Consider the following 15240-nt stretch of genomic DNA (forward strand, 5'->3'; position numbering starts at 1 on the left):
CCCGGCAGACCACGACCTGAAAGGAAGGACCTGATCACCGTGACGGCGATACCCAGCTTCACCGGCGACGCGAACCCCTACGGAGGCGGCGACCCCTACGCGGACTACCGCACCGCCGACTTCCCCTTCACCCAGTACGCCAACCTCGCCGACCGGCAGCTCGGCGCCGGTGTCATCGCCGCCAACGACGAGTTCTTCGCCCAGCGCGAGAACCTGCTGGTGCCCGAGGCCGCCGAGTTCGACCCCGAGCACTTCGGGCACAAGGGCAAGGTCATGGACGGCTGGGAGACCCGCCGCCGGCGCGGCGCCTCCGCCGAGCACCCCTGGCCGACCGAGGACGACCACGACTGGGCGCTGATCCGCCTCGGCGCCCCGGGCGTGGTGCGCGGCATCGTCGTCGACACCGCCCACTTCCGCGGCAACTACCCGCAGGCCGTGTCCGTCGAGGCCGCCTCGGTCGCGGGCTCCCCGTCGCCCGAGGAGCTCCTCGCCGACGACGTGAAGTGGACGACCCTCGTCCCGCGCACCGCCGTCGGCGGCCACGCGGCCAACGGCTTCGCCGTCGACGTCGAGCAGCGCTTCACGCACCTGCGGCTCAAGCAGCACCCCGACGGCGGCATCGCCCGCCTGCGGGTGTACGGCGAGGTCGTACCCGACCCGAAGTGGCTCGACGTGCTCGGCACCTTCGACGTGGTCGCCCTGGAGAACGGCGGCCAGGTCGAGGACGCCTCCAACCTCTTCTACTCGCCGGCCACCAACACCATCCAGCCGGGCCGCTCCCGCAAGATGGACGACGGCTGGGAGACCCGCCGCCGGCGCGACCAGGGCAACGACTGGATCCGCTACCGGCTGGTCGCCCAGTCCGAGATCCGCGCGATCGAGATCGACACCGCCTACCTCAAGGGCAACAGCGCCGGCTGGGCGTCGGTGTCCGTCAAGGACGGCGAGGACGGCGAGTGGGTGGAGATCCTCCCGCGCACCCGGATGCAGCCCGACACCAACCACCGCTTCGTCCTGCCGACCCCGGCCGTCGGCACGCACGCGCGCGTGGACATCTTCCCCGACGGCGGCATCTCCCGCCTGCGCCTGTTCGGCTCCCTGACCGAGGCCGGCGCGACCCGCCTGGCGGCCCGCCACCAGGAACTGGGCGGCTGACCCACAGCTCCCGAAGACCCGTGGGGCGCACCGGCCTGACAGCACCGGTGCGCCCCACGCGCGCATGCCGCTCTCGGGCACGCGCGTGCCCTACGCGGCGTGCCCGCCGTCCACCGCGAACTCGGCGCCGGTGACGTAGGCCGCGTCCGCGAGGTGGGCGACCGTGGCCGCGACCTCCTCCGCCCGCCCGAACCGGCCCAGCGCCGTCATCGCCGCCTGACCGGCCGCGTACGGGCTGTCGGCGGGGTTCAGGTCGGTGTCGATCGGGCCGGGGTGGACGATGTTCGCCGTGATGCCGCGCGACCCGAGCTCCCGCGCGAGAGCCTTGGTCAGCCCGACCAGCGCCGACTTGCTCATCGCGTACAGCGTGCCCCCGGGGCCCGGCACACGCTGGACCATGCAGGTGCCGATGGTGATGATCCGCCCTCCGTCGGCCATCCGCGCGGCGGCCGCCTGGGAGGCCAGGAAGACGGCCCGGACGTTCACCGAGAGCACCCGGTCCACGTCCGCGAGCGAGAGGCCCTCCAGCGGGCCGAGCACGCCGACGCCCGCGTTGTTGACCAGCACGTCGAGCCGGCCGAGCGCCTCGGCGGCACGGTCCACCGCGCCCGCCGCCTCGTCGGCGTCCGCCGCGTCGGCCCGCAGGGCGACCGCCCGCCGCCCGAGGGCCTGCACGGCCCGGACGACGTCCTCGGCCGCTTCCTTGTCCTGGACGTAGGTCAGTGCCACGTCCGCGCCGTCGCGCGCCAGCCGCAGCGCCGTCGCCGCCCCGATGCCCCGGCTGCCGCCGGTGATCAGCGCGACCTTGCCGTGCAGAGGCGCGTTCGGCATTGCCTGGACCGTCTCGTGAAGTGTCGTTCCCTGGACCGTGGGGTGAAGTGTTCCGTGAGAAGAAGACATGCCCCCATCCCAGCGGTGACGCCCCGGCCACGCTGGCGGCGAACGGACATCGAGATCGTCCGGAACTCTCACCTGCCCCTCCGCGTTCTCCCGGCGTGACACTTCAGCAAGAGATCGTCGGCAACGCCATGCAGATGGCCGTCGTCAACCTGCACCCCGGGCAGACCGTGTACTGCGAGGCCGGGAAGTTCCTGTTCAAGACGACGAACGTGACCATGGAGACGCGTCTGTCCGGCCCGTCCGGCAATGGCGGTCAGCCGCAGGGCGGCGGGGGCGGCGGCATGGGCGGGCTGCTGCGCCAGGCCATGGGTACGGCCATGCAGGCCGGCCAGCGCATGCTCGCGGGCGAGTCGCTCGCCTTCCAGTACTTCACCGCGCAGGGCGGCGAGGGCACCGTCGGCTTCGCCGGCGTGCTGCCCGGCGAGATGCGCGCCCTGGAGCTGGACGGCACCCGCGCGTGGTTCGCCGAGAAGGACGCCTTCGTGGCCGCCGAGTCCACCGTCGACTTCGGCATCGCCTTCGCCGGCGGCCGCACGGGCATGAGCGGCGGCGAGGGCTTCGTCCTGGAGAAGTTCACCGGCCACGGCACCGTGATCATCGCCGGCGCGGGCAACTTCATCGACCTCAACCCGGCCGACTTCGGCGGCCGCATCGAGGTCGACACCGGCTGCGTCGTCGCCTTCGAGGAGGGCATCCAGTACGGCGTCCAGCGCGTGGGCGGCCTCAACCGCCAGGGCATCATGAACGCCGTCTTCGGCGGCGAGGGCCTGTCCCTGGCCACCCTGGAGGGCAACGGCCGCGTCATCCTCCAGTCCCTGACCATCGAGTCCCTGGCCAACGCGCTGAAGAAGGCCCAGGGCGGCGACAAGCAGGGGCCGACCGGAGGACTGTTCTCCACCCACGCGGGGTGAGCCCACGGCAGGTGAACACCCCGGAAACACACGGGACTTGAAAGAGAACTCCACATGTTTGTCGTTGACATGACAGCGTCTACGCGCGTCATCATGAGGGCATGAGATTCCCCCCACACCTCTCGCGCCTCGGCGCATCGGCCGCACTGCTGTCCGCCCTCCTCGTCGGCGGCGCCGTCTCCACCACGACGGCCGACGCCGCCACCTCCTCCGTCGGCAGTGTCTGCTACAGCGACCTGCCGTCCCAGGCGCACGACACCCTCGACCTGATCGAGCAGGGCGGTCCCTACCCCTACGACCAGGACGGCAGCGTCTTCCAGAACCGCGAGGGCGTCCTGCCGAGCCGGCCGAGCGGCTACTACCACGAGTACACGGTGATCACACCGGGCTCTCCCACCCGTGGCGCCCGCCGCGTCGTCACCGGTGAGGAGTCCCAGGAGGACTACTACACCGCCGACCACTACGCCACGTTCGACCTGATCGACTTCGGCTGCTGAGCCACCGGCCCCGGCCGGCCCCCGCTCCGGTGCCGGGGCCGGCCTCAGTCCGCCTTCCGGCTCTCGGCCGCCGCGAACAGGGCGAGCGCCAGCACGATCAGCGCGACGCTCGCGTACACCTCGTAGCCGTCGAGGAAGCCGATCCGCCGCACCAGACCCACATGCCAGTCGGTGAACTCGTGCAGCAGGCCCAGGACGCCCTGCACCAGGGCGATGAATCCGGCGAACTCCAGCAATCGCTTCATGGGCACGAGCCTCGCCCGGCGGGCCCCGACCGCGCGACGGCCAGAGGGCGAGCCGCGCCCGACGCGGGTATCCCCGCGCACACCGGCGGACCGACCAAAGTCGGCGGCCGGGCGACTTCGGTCGACGACGTGCCGCACAGACCGCCACGACCGCCCGGAGCTGCGTAGATTTGCCGACTGTGAAGCCGACTACCAGGGACGACGAACCCACGCGCACGCCGGTGCTGCCCGGTCGGCGGTGGTGGCTGCCGTCGGCGCTGACCCATGAACTGGACCCGGTCACGGGACGCGCCGGGCGGCCCCGGCGCACCGCGCGCGACTGGGTCGTCGACTTCAGCTGCTTCGTGCTGGCCGTCCTCCTCGGCTTCGCCGCCGCCGACGTGGTGCGCGACAACCCGCACCTTCCGCACGCCCTCGTCGTCGCCGACCAGCTGCTCGGCGCGCTCGCCTGCGCGGCCGTGTGGCTGCGCCGCCGCTGGCCCGTCGGGCTGGCGCTCGCCCTGGTCGTGGTCGGCCTGGCCTCCGACACGGCCGGGGGCGCCAGCCTCATCGCCCTGTTCAGCCTCGCCGTGCACCGGCCGTTCCGGTACGTGGCCTGGATCGGCGGCGCGCAGCTCGCGCTCGTCCCGCTGTACTACTGGCTGCGCCCCGATCCCGAACTGTCCTACCTGGCAGCCGTCTCCTTCGTCGCGGTGCTCACCGTCGCCGCCGTCGGCTGGGGCATGTTCGTACGCGCCAAACGGCAGCTGCTGCTCAGCCTGCGCGACCGGGCCCGGCGTGCCGAGACCGAGGCGCAACTGCGCGCCGAGCAGGCGCAGCGGCTCGCCCGCGAGGCCATCGCCCGCGAGATGCACGACGTGCTCGCCCACCGGCTCACCCTGCTCAGCGTGCACGCCGGGGCGCTGGAGTTCCGCCCCGACGCACCGGGCGCGGAGATCGCGCGGGCGGCCGGTGTCATCCGGGAGAGCGCCCACGAGGCCCTGCAGGACCTGCGGGAGATCATCGGCGTGCTGCGCGCCGGGGACGCCGACGACGCCGGGCGCCCGCAGCCCACGCTCGCCGCCCTGGACGCGCTGGTCGCCGAGTCCCGCGAGGCCGGCATGAAGGTCGTCCTCGACCAGCGGGTCACCGAGCCCGCCCAGGTCCCCGCCTCCGTGGGCCGCACCGCCTACCGCATCGCCCAGGAGGGCCTGACCAACGCCCGCAAGCACGCCCCCGGCGCGGAGGTCACCGTCACGGTCACCGGCGCCCCGGGCGACGGCCTCACCGTCGCCGTACGCAACCCGCCCCCCGACCGCGACGCCCCGCCCGTCCCCGGCTCCGGGCAGGGCCTGATCGGCCTCACCGAGCGCGCCACCCTGACCGGCGGCCGTCTGGAGCACGGACCGCGGGCGGACGGCGGGTTCGAGATCCGTGCGTGGCTTCCGTGGGGATGACGGGGACGCTTCTGGATCTTCCGGCAAACCCATGACCTGGAGCGCGTCCGCCAGTTGACTGTTTCGAGCACCAAGAGCAGCACTGGAGAGGACAGCACCGTGAGTTTCGGGGGCCACAACCCGTACCAGCCGCAGGGCGGCAATCCGTATGCGCCGTACGGCGGCAACCCGTACGCGCCGCAGGGCGGTCCGGGGCCCTACGGTCCGCCGGGGCCGCACGTTCCGCCGCCGCCGGGCGTGCCGCCGCACGTGCCGTACGTGCCGTATGTCCCGCCGCAGCCCGGGCCCTCCCCGTACGGTCCGCGGCCGCCGTACACCTCACTGTGGCGCCGGCTGCGCGACGACGAGTGGCCGCCGCTCGGTGCCGTCCTGAGGGGCGGGCGGCAGCGCATCCACGGCTGTGTGTGGGCACTGCTGCTCGTGCCGTGCGTCTGGGGGCTGACCCTGCCCCTGCTGGTGTGCTACCCGTTGGCCCGCTCGGCCCGACGCGCGGCCCGGGGCGTCTTCCCCACACGCGGTCACCGGCGCATCGAGGACCCGGAGGTGATGCGGGTGCAGAAGGTGCGCGCCTGGACCGCCGCCGCCATGTCGTTCCTCATCCTGATCGCCTACGGCAAGCCCGGGGACATGGCCCAGGCCCAGGAGCAGTACTGGACGCGGCTCGTGATCACTCCCTGGCTGCTCCTGCTCACCGCGCCCGTGGTGGTGGCGCTGCTGTTCCGGTGGGCCTCGCCGGAGGCCAGACACGCCATGCGGCCCCGGCTGCGCGCCGCCGGGCGGTCGGCCCTGTGGTACTTCGGGGCGTTCAGCCTGGTGCCGCTGCTCGCGATGGCGGGGGCCTGGGGCACGCGGTTCGCGGAGCGCGGTGAGGGCATGCTGTGGGCCTTCCTGGCTCCCGTGCTGTTCTTCGCCGCCTTCGTCCCGATGCTCTGGGTGCTGATGTTCGTGGCGTTCGCCTCGGGACCGGCCGTCCGCGGTGCCTTCAACACCGTGGAGGCGCACCCCGCCCTGCCCGCCCTCCTCACCGGGGTGCTGGTGTGGGAGTTCATGGCCATCGGGCTGGTCGCCGGCGGCCTTCCGCCCGGCCCGCCGTTCCTCCAGGTGTGCTCGGTGCTCGGCGGCCCGGCCTCGGTCACGGCGGTGGCCTGGTGGGAGATCCACCGGCTGCGCACCGTTTACGGTGTCGTCCTGCGCGGCTGAGGGCGGAGGGCGTGGCGGTGGTCGCGCGCGGCTGAGGGCGAGGGTGTGGCGGTGGTCTCGCGAGGCTGAGGGCGAGGGTGTGGCGTCGATCCCGCGCGGTCGAGGGGCCGGAGCGTGGCGTGGTCGCGCGGTGTCCGGCGGGTGCGGGGGCCGTGGTTTCGTATGGCCCATGACTGCGATCAGATTGCTCCTCGTCGACGACGATCCGCTGGTGCGGGCCGGGCTGTCGCTGATGCTGGGCGGGGCGGACGACATCGACATCGTCGGCGAGGCGGGCGACGGCGGTGAGGTGGCGGAGCTGGTCGACCGCACCCGCCCGGATGTCGTGCTGATGGACATCCGCATGCCGTCCATGGACGGGCTGACCGCCACCGAGCGGCTGCGTGGCCGTCAGGACGCGCCCCAAATCGTGCTGCTGACCACCTTCCACGCCGACGACCAGGTGCTGCGGGCGCTGCGCGCGGGCGCCGCGGGGTTCGTCCTGAAGGACACCCCGCCCGCCGAGATCCTCGACGCGGTCCGCAGGGTGGCCGCCGGGGACCCGGTGCTCTCGCCTGCCGTCACCCGGCAGCTGATGCGGCACGCGGCCGGAACCGGTGCCGACACGCGCCGCGCACGCGCGCGTGCGCGGATCGCCGAGCTGGCCGAACGCGAACGCGAGGTCGCCGTCGCGGTGGGCCGGGGGCTGTCCAACGCGGAGATCGCCGCCGAGCTGTACATGAGCGTCGCCACGGTCAAGGCGCACGTCTCGCGCATCCTCGCCCGCCTCGGCCTCAACAACCGGGTGCAGATCGCCCTGTTGGCGTACGACGCGGGGCTGCTGGACGGGAGCGGCGACGAGCACGGCGAGCGCGGGAACTGACGGCTGCGGCGGCTCGTTGGCAGGGGCGAGGGGACACGAGGGGGAGCAGTGACCGACGTGGGCGATGTCATCGACGTGGAGGAGTTCGGCACCGGGTTCACCGAGAACCCGCATCCGGCGTACGCGCGGCTGAGGGAGCGCGGACCGGTGCACCGCGTCCGGCTGCCGACCGCCGAGGGGTACCACGAGACCTGGCTGGTGGTGGAGTCCGGCGCGGCGCGCGCGGCGCTCACCGACCCACGGCTGGTCAAGGATCCGTCGAGCATCGGGCTGAGCTACCTGGACGACGAGTACATCGGCAAGTACCTGCTCACCACCGACCCGCCGCAGCACACCCGGCTGCGGGGGCTGGTCTCGCGCGCGTTCACCATGCGCCGGGTGGAACAACTGCGGCCGCGCATCCAGCAGATCACCGACGAGCTGCTCGACGCGATGCTGCCGCTGGGCCGCGCGGACCTGGTGGAGTCCTTCTCCTTCCCGCTGCCGATCACCGTGATCTGCGAGCTGCTCGGTGTGCCCGACCTGGACCGCGCGGAGTTCCGCCGCATGTCCACGGAGGCCGTGGCGCCCACCAGTGCGCTCAGCGAGCAGGACGCCTTCGTCAGCCTCGGTGAGTACCTCACCGGTCTGATCGAGGACAAGCGCCGCGCCGGCCCGAGCGACGACCTGCTCAGCGACCTGATCCGCACCGTCACGGAGGACGGCGACCGCCTCTGTGCGGACGAACTGCGCGGGATGGCCTTCGTGTTGCTCGTCGCCGGCCACGAGACCACGGTCAACCTCATCACCAACGCCGTGTACGCGCTGCTCACCCACCCCGACCAACTCGCCGCCCTACGGGCCGACATGAGCCTCGTCGACGCCGCGGTGGAGGAGACGCTGCGGTGGGAGGGGCCGGTGGAGAACACGACGGTCCGCTTCGCCGCCGAGCCGCTGGAGATCGCCGGCCGCAGGATCGAACGCGGCGAGCCGGTGCTCGTCGGTCTGACCGCCGTGGGCCGGGACACGGACCGTTTCCCGGACCCCGACCGCTTCGACATCCGCCGCGACACCCGCGGCCACCTGGCCTTCGGCCACGGCATCCACTACTGCCTCGGCGCACCCCTGGCCCGCCTGGAGGCCCGCGTCGCCCTGACCTCCCTGCTGAACCGCACCCCGGCCCTCGAACTGGCCGGCCCACCCGGCCCCTGGCTCCCGGGCACGCTGATACGGGGGGTCCGGAGCCTGCCGGTGCGCTGGTAGCCGACGCGCGCGCCGGTCTACGCCCCGCCCCACGCGGTGGCCGGCGCGTCCGCGATCTCCGTCAGCCGTACCGGTCTGCGCTCGCGGCGGGACAGTTCGCAGGCCTCCGCGATCCGCAGGGCCTGCAGTGCCTCGCGTCCGTCGCAGGGGTTGGCACGCTCGCCCCGGACCACGTCGACGAACGCCGTCAGCTCGGCCTCGTAGGCGGGTGCGAAGCGTTCCAGGAAGCCGGTCCACGGCTTGTCCGCGGCCGGCGGGCCCGTCGGCTCGGTGGATGCGATCGGGGTGCGGTCGTCCAGCCCGACGACGATCTGGTCCCGCTCCCCGGCCAGCTCCATGCGGACGTCGTACCCGGCGCCGTTCAGCCGGGTCGCCGTGGCGGTGGCGAGCGTGCCGTCATCAAGGGTCAGCACCACCGCGGCCGTGTCGACGTCGCCCGCCTCGCGGAACATCGCCGGACCGGCGTCGGACCCGGCGGCGTACACGTCGGCCACCTCCCGGCCGGTGACCCAGCGCAGCACGTCGAAGTCGTGGATGAGAGCGTCCCGGTACAGCCCGCCGGACAGCGGCAGCCACGCGGCCGGCGGCGGGGACTGGTCGGAGGTGACCGCCCGCACCGTGTGCAGCCGTCCGAGCCGGCCCGAGCGGACCGCCTCGCGGGCGCCCGCGTACCCGGCGTCGAAGCGGCGCTGGAAGCCCATCTGCAGCACCGTGCCGGCCGCCTCGACCTCGGCGATCGCCTGGAGCGTGCCCGGCAGGTCGAGCGCGATCGGTTTCTCGCAGAACACCGGGAGCCCGGAGCGCGCCGCCCGGCCGATCAGCTCGGCGTGGGCGGCCGTCGCCGTCGTGATCACCACGGCGTCCACGCCCCAGGTGAAGATCTCGTCCACCCCCGGCGCGGCCGTCTCGCCCAGCCGCAGCGCGAGCGCCTGGGCCCGCGCCGGGTCGGTGTCCGTGAGGATCAGTGAACCGACGTCGCGATGGCGACTGAGGGTGTGGGCGTGGATGGTGCCGATCCGGCCGGTACCGATGACCCCGATGCGCATGGGAACACGGTGAGGTCGCGATCCGCACCCTGTCAATGCGCATGTCCGGACAACCTGACTACACAACTTCCCGTCAACAGCGCACAGAGCTACGCTCGGCCCGTGCCGAAACCAGAAGTGGACCCGACCGTGCAGCTGGAGCTCCGAGTGGACCGGAGCTCGCCCGTGCCGTTGTACTTCCAGCTGTCCCAGCAGCTTGAGGCGGCGATCGAGCACGGCACCCTCACCCCGGGCAGCCTGCTCGGCAACGAGATCGAGCTCGCCGCACGGCTCGGCCTGTCCCGGCCGACGGTCCGCCAGGCCATCCAGTCGCTGGTCGACAAGGGCCTGCTGGTGCGCCGCCGCGGCGTCGGCACCCAGGTCGTGCACAGCCAGGTCAAGCGCCCGCTGGAGCTCAGCAGCCTCTACGACGACCTGGAGGCGGCCGGGCAGCGGCCCGCGACCAAGGTCCTGGTCAACGCGGTCGTCCCGGCGCCCGCCGGGGTCGCGGCGGCGCTCGGCATCGCCGAGGACGGCGACGTCCACCGGGTCGAGCGGCTGCGGCTCGCGCACGGCGAGCCGATGGCGTACCTGTGCAACTACCTGCCGGCCGGGCTGCTCGACCTGGACACCGCGCAGCTGGAGTCCACCGGCCTGTACCGGCTGATGCGCAGTGCCGGGATCACCCTGCACAGCGCCCGTCAGTCCGTCGGGGCCCGCGCCGCCACCGCGGCCGAGGCGGAGCGGCTCGCCGAGAGCGAGGGCGCCCCGCTGCTGACCATGCAGCGCACCACCTTCGACGACACCGGCCGCGCGGTGGAGTTCGGTGACCACATCTACCGCCCGAGCCGTTACTCCTTCGAGTTCCAGCTGCTCGTCCGGTCCTGATCCGCGCCCCGCCCGGGGCGCTCCCGCTCGTCGCAATGTCCGGACAATGTGACCGACGTGCCACCCCGCCCATGTGACGGCAGTGCCGTGTGCTTGATACTGGGGCGTTTGGGGCCGCTGTGAGCACGAAAGCTCACCGGCGCCGCCGCAGTACTCCGCACAGACACAGCAAGAAGGGCACGGCCTCGTGGCACGGTTTCGGACCTGGGCAGGGATCGCGTTGACAGGGGCACTGTGTGCGTCCCTGGCCGCGTGCAGCAGCACCGGCGGCAAACGCGCCGAGGACGCCCGCAAGGCCGCGGCCGCGCAGGGCCGCGCGGCGGTGAACACCCCGCGCTGGACCTTCGCGATGATCACGCACTCCGGTGACGGCGACACCTTCTGGGACATCGTCCAGAGCGGCGCCAAGCAGGCCGCCGTCAAGGACAACATCAACTTCCTGTACTCGCACGACGATGAGGCCCAGCAGCAGGCGCAGCTGGTCGACGCAGCCGTCGACAAGAAGGTCGACGGCATCATCGTCACGCTCGCCAAGCCCGACGCGATGAAGGCCGCCGTCGCCCGCGCCGAGAGGGCCGGCATCCCGGTGATCACCGTGAACTCCGGCTCCGCCGAGTCCAAGGCCTTCGGCGCGCTCACGCACGTCGGCCAGGACGAGACGATCGCCGGCGAGGCCGTCGGCGAGGAGCTGAACAAGCGCGGCAGGAAGAAGGCCCTGTGCGTGCTGCACGAGCAGGGCAACATCGGCCACGAGCAGCGCTGCGACGGCATCGGCAAGACCTTCCGCGGCACCCTGCAGCGGGTCTACGTCAACGGCACCAACATGCCCGACGTGCAGTCCGGCATCGAGGCCAAGCTCCAGGCGGACAAATCCATCGACGCCGTCGTCACCCTCGGCGCCCCCTACGCCGACACCGCCGTGAAGGCCAGGTCGGACGCGGGCAGCAAGGCCGAGATCGACACCTTCGACCTCAACGCCAAGGTCGCCACCGAGCTCCAGGACGGCACCCTGGGCTTCGCCGTCGACCAGCAGCCCTACCTCCAGGGCTACCAGGCCGTCGACCTGCTGTGGCTGTACAAGTACAACAACGACGTCCTCGGTGGCGGGCGCCCGGTCCTCACCGGCCCGCAGATCATCACCAAGGACCAGGCCGCCGCGCTGCAGGAGTACACGAAGCGAGGCACCCGATGACCGCCACCAGCGCCGACGAGCGGCTCCTGGAGACATCGCCGCTGCGCAAGCTGCTCGCCCGCCCCGAGCTGGGCTCGGTGGTCGGCGCGATCGCGGTCTTCGTGTTCTTCGCGGTCTTCGCCGACAGCTTCCTGCGCGCCTCCAGCCTGAGCACGGTCCTGTACGCGTCGTCGACCATCGGCATCATGGCGGTCCCGGTCGCGCTGCTGATGATCGGCGGCGAGTTCGACCTGTCGGCCGGCGTCATGGTGACGTCGTCGGCATTGATCTCGTCCATGTTCAGCTTCCAGATGACCGCGAACGTCTGGGTCGGCGTCGGTGTGTCCCTGCTGGTCACGCTCGCCATCGGCGCCTTCAACGGGTTCATGCTGACCCGCACCAGGCTGCCCAGCTTCATCATCACGCTGGGCACCTTCCTGATGTTGACCGGCATGAACCTCGGCTTCACCAAGTTGATCGACGGCACGGTGTCGACGAAGACCATTGCCGACATGGAGGGCTTCCCGAGCGCCCATGACGTCTTCGCCTCGACCCTGACCGTCGGGGGAGTCGGCATCAAGGTGACCATCCTGTGGTGGCTGGCCCTGGTCGCCGTCGCCTCCTGGATCCTGCTGCGCACCCGCACGGGCAACTGGATCTTCGCGGTCGGCGGCAACCAGGACGCGGCACGCGCGGTCGGCGTCCCCGTCGCCAAGACCAAGATCGGCCTGTACACGGGCGTGGCGTTCGGCGCCTGGATCTCCGGTCAGCACCTGCTGTTCAGCTACGACGTCGTCCAGTCCGGCGAGGGCGTCGGCAACGAGCTGATCTACATCATCGCGGCCGTCATCGGCGGCTGCCTGATCACCGGCGGCTACGGGAGCGCGGTCGGTTCCGCGGTCGGCGCGTTCATCTTCGGCATGACCAGCAAGGGCATCGTCTTCGCCGAGTGGAACCCCGACTGGTTCAAGTTCTTCCTCGGAGCGATGCTGCTCCTCGCGACCCTGCTCAACGCCTGGGTCCGCAAGCGGGCGGAGGCCACGACATGACGCAGACCGGGGCCCGTACGGCACTCGTGGAGCTGTCGGACGTCAGCAAGCACTACGGGAACATCCGCGCCCTTCAGGGCGTGTCCCTGGAGGTCCACGCGGGGGAGATCACCTGCGTCCTCGGCGACAACATCGCCGGCAAGTCAACATTGATCAAGATGATTGCCGGACTGCACCGGCATGACGAGGGTGTCCTGCGCATCGACGGTGAGGAGACCCGTCTCTCCTCGCCCCGCGAGGCCCTGGACCGCGGCATCGCCACCGTCTACCAGGACCTCGCGGTCGTCCCGCTCATGCCGGTGTGGCGCAACTTCTTCCTCGGCTCCGAGCCGCGCAAGGGCGTCGGCCCCTTCAAGCGCATGGACGTCGACCACATGCGCCGCACCACGCGCGCGGCGCTGCTGCGCATGGGCATCGACCTGCGCGACGTCGACCAGCCCATCGGCACCCTGTCGGGCGGCGAACGCCAGTGCGTGGCCATCGCCCGCGCCGTCCACTTCGGCGCGAAGGTCCTGGTCCTGGACGAGCCGACGGCGGCCCTCGGCGTCAAGCAGTCCGGAGTGGTCCTGAAGTACGTGGCGGCGGCACGTGACGAGGGTCTCGGTGTCGTACTGATCACCCACAACCCCCACCACGCGTACCTGGTCGGCGACCGCTTCGTCCTGCTCAGGCGGGGCACGATGGTGGGCAACCACACCCGTGAAGAGATCACCCTGGACGAGCTGACCCGGCAGATGGCAGGCGGGTCCGACCTTGACGCTCTACGCCATGAACTGCAGCGCACCTAGGGGCGCGGGGCTGTGTCGATATGCGGCTCCGCCGCGTGGGCGCGAGCAACCACGACGCACCCGCACCCGGCGGGCATCAGTGACCACCCCCGCACTCCTCCGTTCGTCGCCGAAGGCACCCGTGCGGCAGAATCGGCGGCGATGAGCACCTACGGCAACTTCACGGCCCCGATCGGCTCCCGCCGGGCCACCGCGCTGCGGACGGTCGGCACCCGGGAGCGCCGGTCACACCTGACCGCCCCCCGCGTGCCCACCGTCGGCATCGACATCGGCGGCACGAAGGTGATGGCGGGCGTCGTGGACGCCGACGGCAACATCCTGGAGAAGCTCCGCACGGAGACCCCGGACAAGTCCAAGAGCCCCAAGGTCGTCGAGGACACCATCGTCGAGCTGGTGCTGGACCTGTCCGACCGGCACGACGTGCACGCCGTCGGCATCGGCGCGGCCGGCTGGGTCGACGCCGACCGCAACCGCGTCCTGTTCGCCCCGCACCTGTCCTGGCGCAACGAGCCGCTGCGCGACCGGCTCGCCAGCCGCCTGTCGGTGCCGGTGCTGGTCGACAACGACGCCAACACCGCCGCCTGGGCCGAGTGGCGCTTCGGCGCCGGCCGTGGCGAGGACCACCTCGTCATGATCACGCTGGGCACCGGCATCGGCGGCGCGATCCTGGAGGACGGCCAGGTCAAGCGGGGCAAGTACGGCGTCGCGGGCGAGTTCGGCCATATGCAGGTCGTGCCCGGCGGCCACCGCTGCCCGTGCGGCAACCGTGGCTGCTGGGAGCAGTACAGCTCCGGCAACGCCCTGGTGCGGGAGGCCAGGGAGCTGGCCGCCGCGGACTCACCGGTGGCGTACGGGATCATCGAGCACGTCAAGGGCAACATCGGCGACATCACCGGGCCGATGATCACCGAGCTGGCCCGCGAGGGCGACGCGATGTGCGTGGAGCTGCTCCAGGACATCGGCCAGTGGCTCGGCGTCGGCATCGCCAACCTCGCCGCCGCCCTCGACCCGTCCTGCTTCGTCATCGGCGGCGGCGTCTCCGCGGCCGACGACCTGCTGATCGGCCCCGCGCGGGACGCCTTCAAACGGCACCTCACCGGACGCGGCTACCGGCCCGAGGCCCGGATCGTGCGGGCCCAGCTCGGCCCCGAGGCCGGCATGGTCGGCGCCGCCGACCTCGCGCGGCTGGTCGCCCGGCGGTTCCGCCGCGCCAAGCGGCGCCGGGTGGAGCGCTACGAGCGGTACGAGCGCTACGCCGAGGCGCGTCGAACGGCCCGGGACAGCGCATGACGGCCTCGCTTCCCCATCAGGCGGAGCCGACGGAGGAGCAGGACCGGCCCGCGGAGGACCGCCGGCACATGATCCGGCGCAGGGCGCTCACCCTGCTGATCATCGTGCTGCTCATCGGCGTCCCGGCCGGCTACCTGGTGATCTCCGCCAACCAGAGCCGCGACAGCGGCAAGGACAAGGAGGCGAAGTACTCGGCGACCGGCCTGACCGCGGGCTGGCCGTCCCGGGTGCAGCGCCGCCTGTACCAGGTGCCGATCCCGAAGCAGTCCTACGAGGTCGCCTACTACGAGACCAACAACTGGAAGACCAGCCGTCTCTACGTCCAGTTCCAGACCTCCATCGCCAACCTGGACAACTTCCTGCGCTGGATCGGCGCGCACCGCAGCGAGCTGAGGCTGAACGACATCACCATCAGCGACCGCGACCAGAAGATCACCGGCTGGAAGTTCACCGGCCCCGGGCCGTGGGGCGGTCTGGTGCACGAGCAGAAGAACCCGGCGCCCACCCAGGACGTCGTGGTGAACATGGCCGACCCGGACAACCCGATGGTGTACGTCGTCTCCCGTACGGTGCCGTGAGCG

General features: G+C 72.0%; 16 protein-coding genes. 13 read left to right on the forward strand and 3 right to left on the reverse strand.

The annotated features are described in order from the left end of the window. Nucleotides 1–39: 39 nt before the first annotated feature. The gene (gene alc, locus C3489_RS23935; RefSeq protein WP_103784104.1) at nucleotides 40–1155 is read left to right on the forward strand and encodes an allantoicase; all 1116 of its coding nucleotides are present in this window, start codon (nucleotides 40–42) and stop codon (nucleotides 1153–1155) included. A 90-nt stretch (nucleotides 1156–1245) separates the two neighbouring features. Here the strand turns inward: alc and C3489_RS23940 are convergent, their stop codons facing one another. Then, nucleotides 1246–1986 carry an SDR family oxidoreductase gene (locus C3489_RS23940; protein ID WP_103784105.1) on the reverse strand — a complete coding sequence of 247 codons (741 nt, stop codon included), beginning with the start codon at nucleotides 1984–1986 and terminating at the stop codon, nucleotides 1246–1248. Nucleotides 1987–2150: 164 nt separating this feature from the next. Here C3489_RS23940 and C3489_RS23945 point away from each other — a divergent pair, with 164 nt between their 5' ends. Further along, a complete protein-coding gene (locus C3489_RS23945) occupies nucleotides 2151–2966 on the forward strand; it encodes an AIM24 family protein (RefSeq protein ID WP_103784106.1) in 816 nt (271 codons plus the stop codon). A 101-nt stretch (nucleotides 2967–3067) separates the two neighbouring features. Next, on the forward strand, nucleotides 3068–3463 hold the full coding sequence (locus tag C3489_RS23950; protein WP_103784107.1) for a ribonuclease domain-containing protein: 396 nt from the start codon (nucleotides 3068–3070) through the stop codon (nucleotides 3461–3463). A 44-nt stretch (nucleotides 3464–3507) separates the two neighbouring features. On the opposite strand, the gene C3489_RS23955 is transcribed toward C3489_RS23950, so the two are convergent. Beyond that, entirely contained in the window at nucleotides 3508–3708 is a 201-nt protein-coding gene (locus tag C3489_RS23955) for a hypothetical protein (RefSeq protein WP_103784108.1), read from the reverse strand. Between the two features lie 221 nt (nucleotides 3709–3929). On the opposite strand from C3489_RS23955, the gene C3489_RS23960 reads away from it, so the two are divergent. The 4 genes from C3489_RS23960 (at nucleotide 3930) to C3489_RS23975 (ending at nucleotide 8448) form a co-directional block, all read left to right on the forward strand. Beyond that, on the forward strand, nucleotides 3930–5144 hold the full coding sequence (locus tag C3489_RS23960; RefSeq protein ID WP_103784109.1) for a histidine kinase: 1215 nt from the start codon (nucleotides 3930–3932) through the stop codon (nucleotides 5142–5144). A gap of 99 nt (nucleotides 5145–5243) precedes the next feature. Then, complete coding sequence (locus C3489_RS23965) at nucleotides 5244–6344, forward strand: hypothetical protein (RefSeq protein ID WP_258054925.1); 1101 nt, start codon at nucleotides 5244–5246, stop codon at nucleotides 6342–6344. A gap of 169 nt (nucleotides 6345–6513) precedes the next feature. Then, entirely contained in the window at nucleotides 6514–7206 is a 693-nt protein-coding gene (locus C3489_RS23970) for a response regulator transcription factor (protein WP_103784110.1), read from the forward strand. Between the two features lie 57 nt (nucleotides 7207–7263). Further along, a complete protein-coding gene (locus tag C3489_RS23975) occupies nucleotides 7264–8448 on the forward strand; it encodes a cytochrome P450 (protein WP_103784136.1) in 1185 nt (394 codons plus the stop codon). A gap of 17 nt (nucleotides 8449–8465) precedes the next feature. Here the strand turns inward: C3489_RS23975 and C3489_RS23980 are convergent, their stop codons facing one another. Beyond that, nucleotides 8466–9494, reverse strand: a complete 1029-nt coding sequence (locus C3489_RS23980; RefSeq protein ID WP_103784111.1) for a Gfo/Idh/MocA family oxidoreductase — start codon at nucleotides 9492–9494, stop codon at nucleotides 8466–8468. Between the two features lie 129 nt (nucleotides 9495–9623). Here C3489_RS23980 and C3489_RS23985 point away from each other — a divergent pair, with 129 nt between their 5' ends. The 6 genes from C3489_RS23985 to C3489_RS24010 all read left to right on the forward strand — a co-directional run bounded on the left by C3489_RS23985 (nucleotide 9624) and on the right by C3489_RS24010 (nucleotide 15237). Then, on the forward strand, nucleotides 9624–10361 hold the full coding sequence (locus C3489_RS23985) for a GntR family transcriptional regulator (protein WP_103784137.1): 738 nt from the start codon (nucleotides 9624–9626) through the stop codon (nucleotides 10359–10361). A gap of 187 nt (nucleotides 10362–10548) precedes the next feature. Then, on the forward strand, nucleotides 10549–11553 hold the full coding sequence (locus C3489_RS23990; RefSeq protein ID WP_103784112.1) for a sugar ABC transporter substrate-binding protein: 1005 nt from the start codon (nucleotides 10549–10551) through the stop codon (nucleotides 11551–11553). Further along, the gene (locus C3489_RS23995; protein ID WP_103784113.1) at nucleotides 11550–12581 is read left to right on the forward strand and encodes an ABC transporter permease; all 1032 of its coding nucleotides are present in this window, start codon (nucleotides 11550–11552) and stop codon (nucleotides 12579–12581) included. Before C3489_RS23990 ends, C3489_RS23995 begins: the two co-directional genes overlap by 4 nt. Next, entirely contained in the window at nucleotides 12578–13369 is a 792-nt protein-coding gene (locus C3489_RS24000) for an ATP-binding cassette domain-containing protein (protein ID WP_103784114.1), read from the forward strand. The genes C3489_RS23995 and C3489_RS24000 overlap by 4 nt, the downstream gene beginning before the upstream one ends. A gap of 141 nt (nucleotides 13370–13510) precedes the next feature. Beyond that, entirely contained in the window at nucleotides 13511–14659 is a 1149-nt protein-coding gene (locus tag C3489_RS24005) for an ROK family glucokinase (RefSeq protein WP_103784115.1), read from the forward strand. Beyond that, a complete protein-coding gene (locus C3489_RS24010; RefSeq protein ID WP_103784116.1) occupies nucleotides 14656–15237 on the forward strand; it encodes a sugar kinase in 582 nt (193 codons plus the stop codon). The genes C3489_RS24005 and C3489_RS24010 overlap by 4 nt, the downstream gene beginning before the upstream one ends. Nucleotides 15238–15240 lie beyond the last annotated feature (3 nt).

This window comes from Streptomyces sp. Ru71 (assembly GCF_002920535.1).
Classification (GTDB): domain Bacteria; phylum Actinomycetota; class Actinomycetes; order Streptomycetales; family Streptomycetaceae; genus Streptomyces.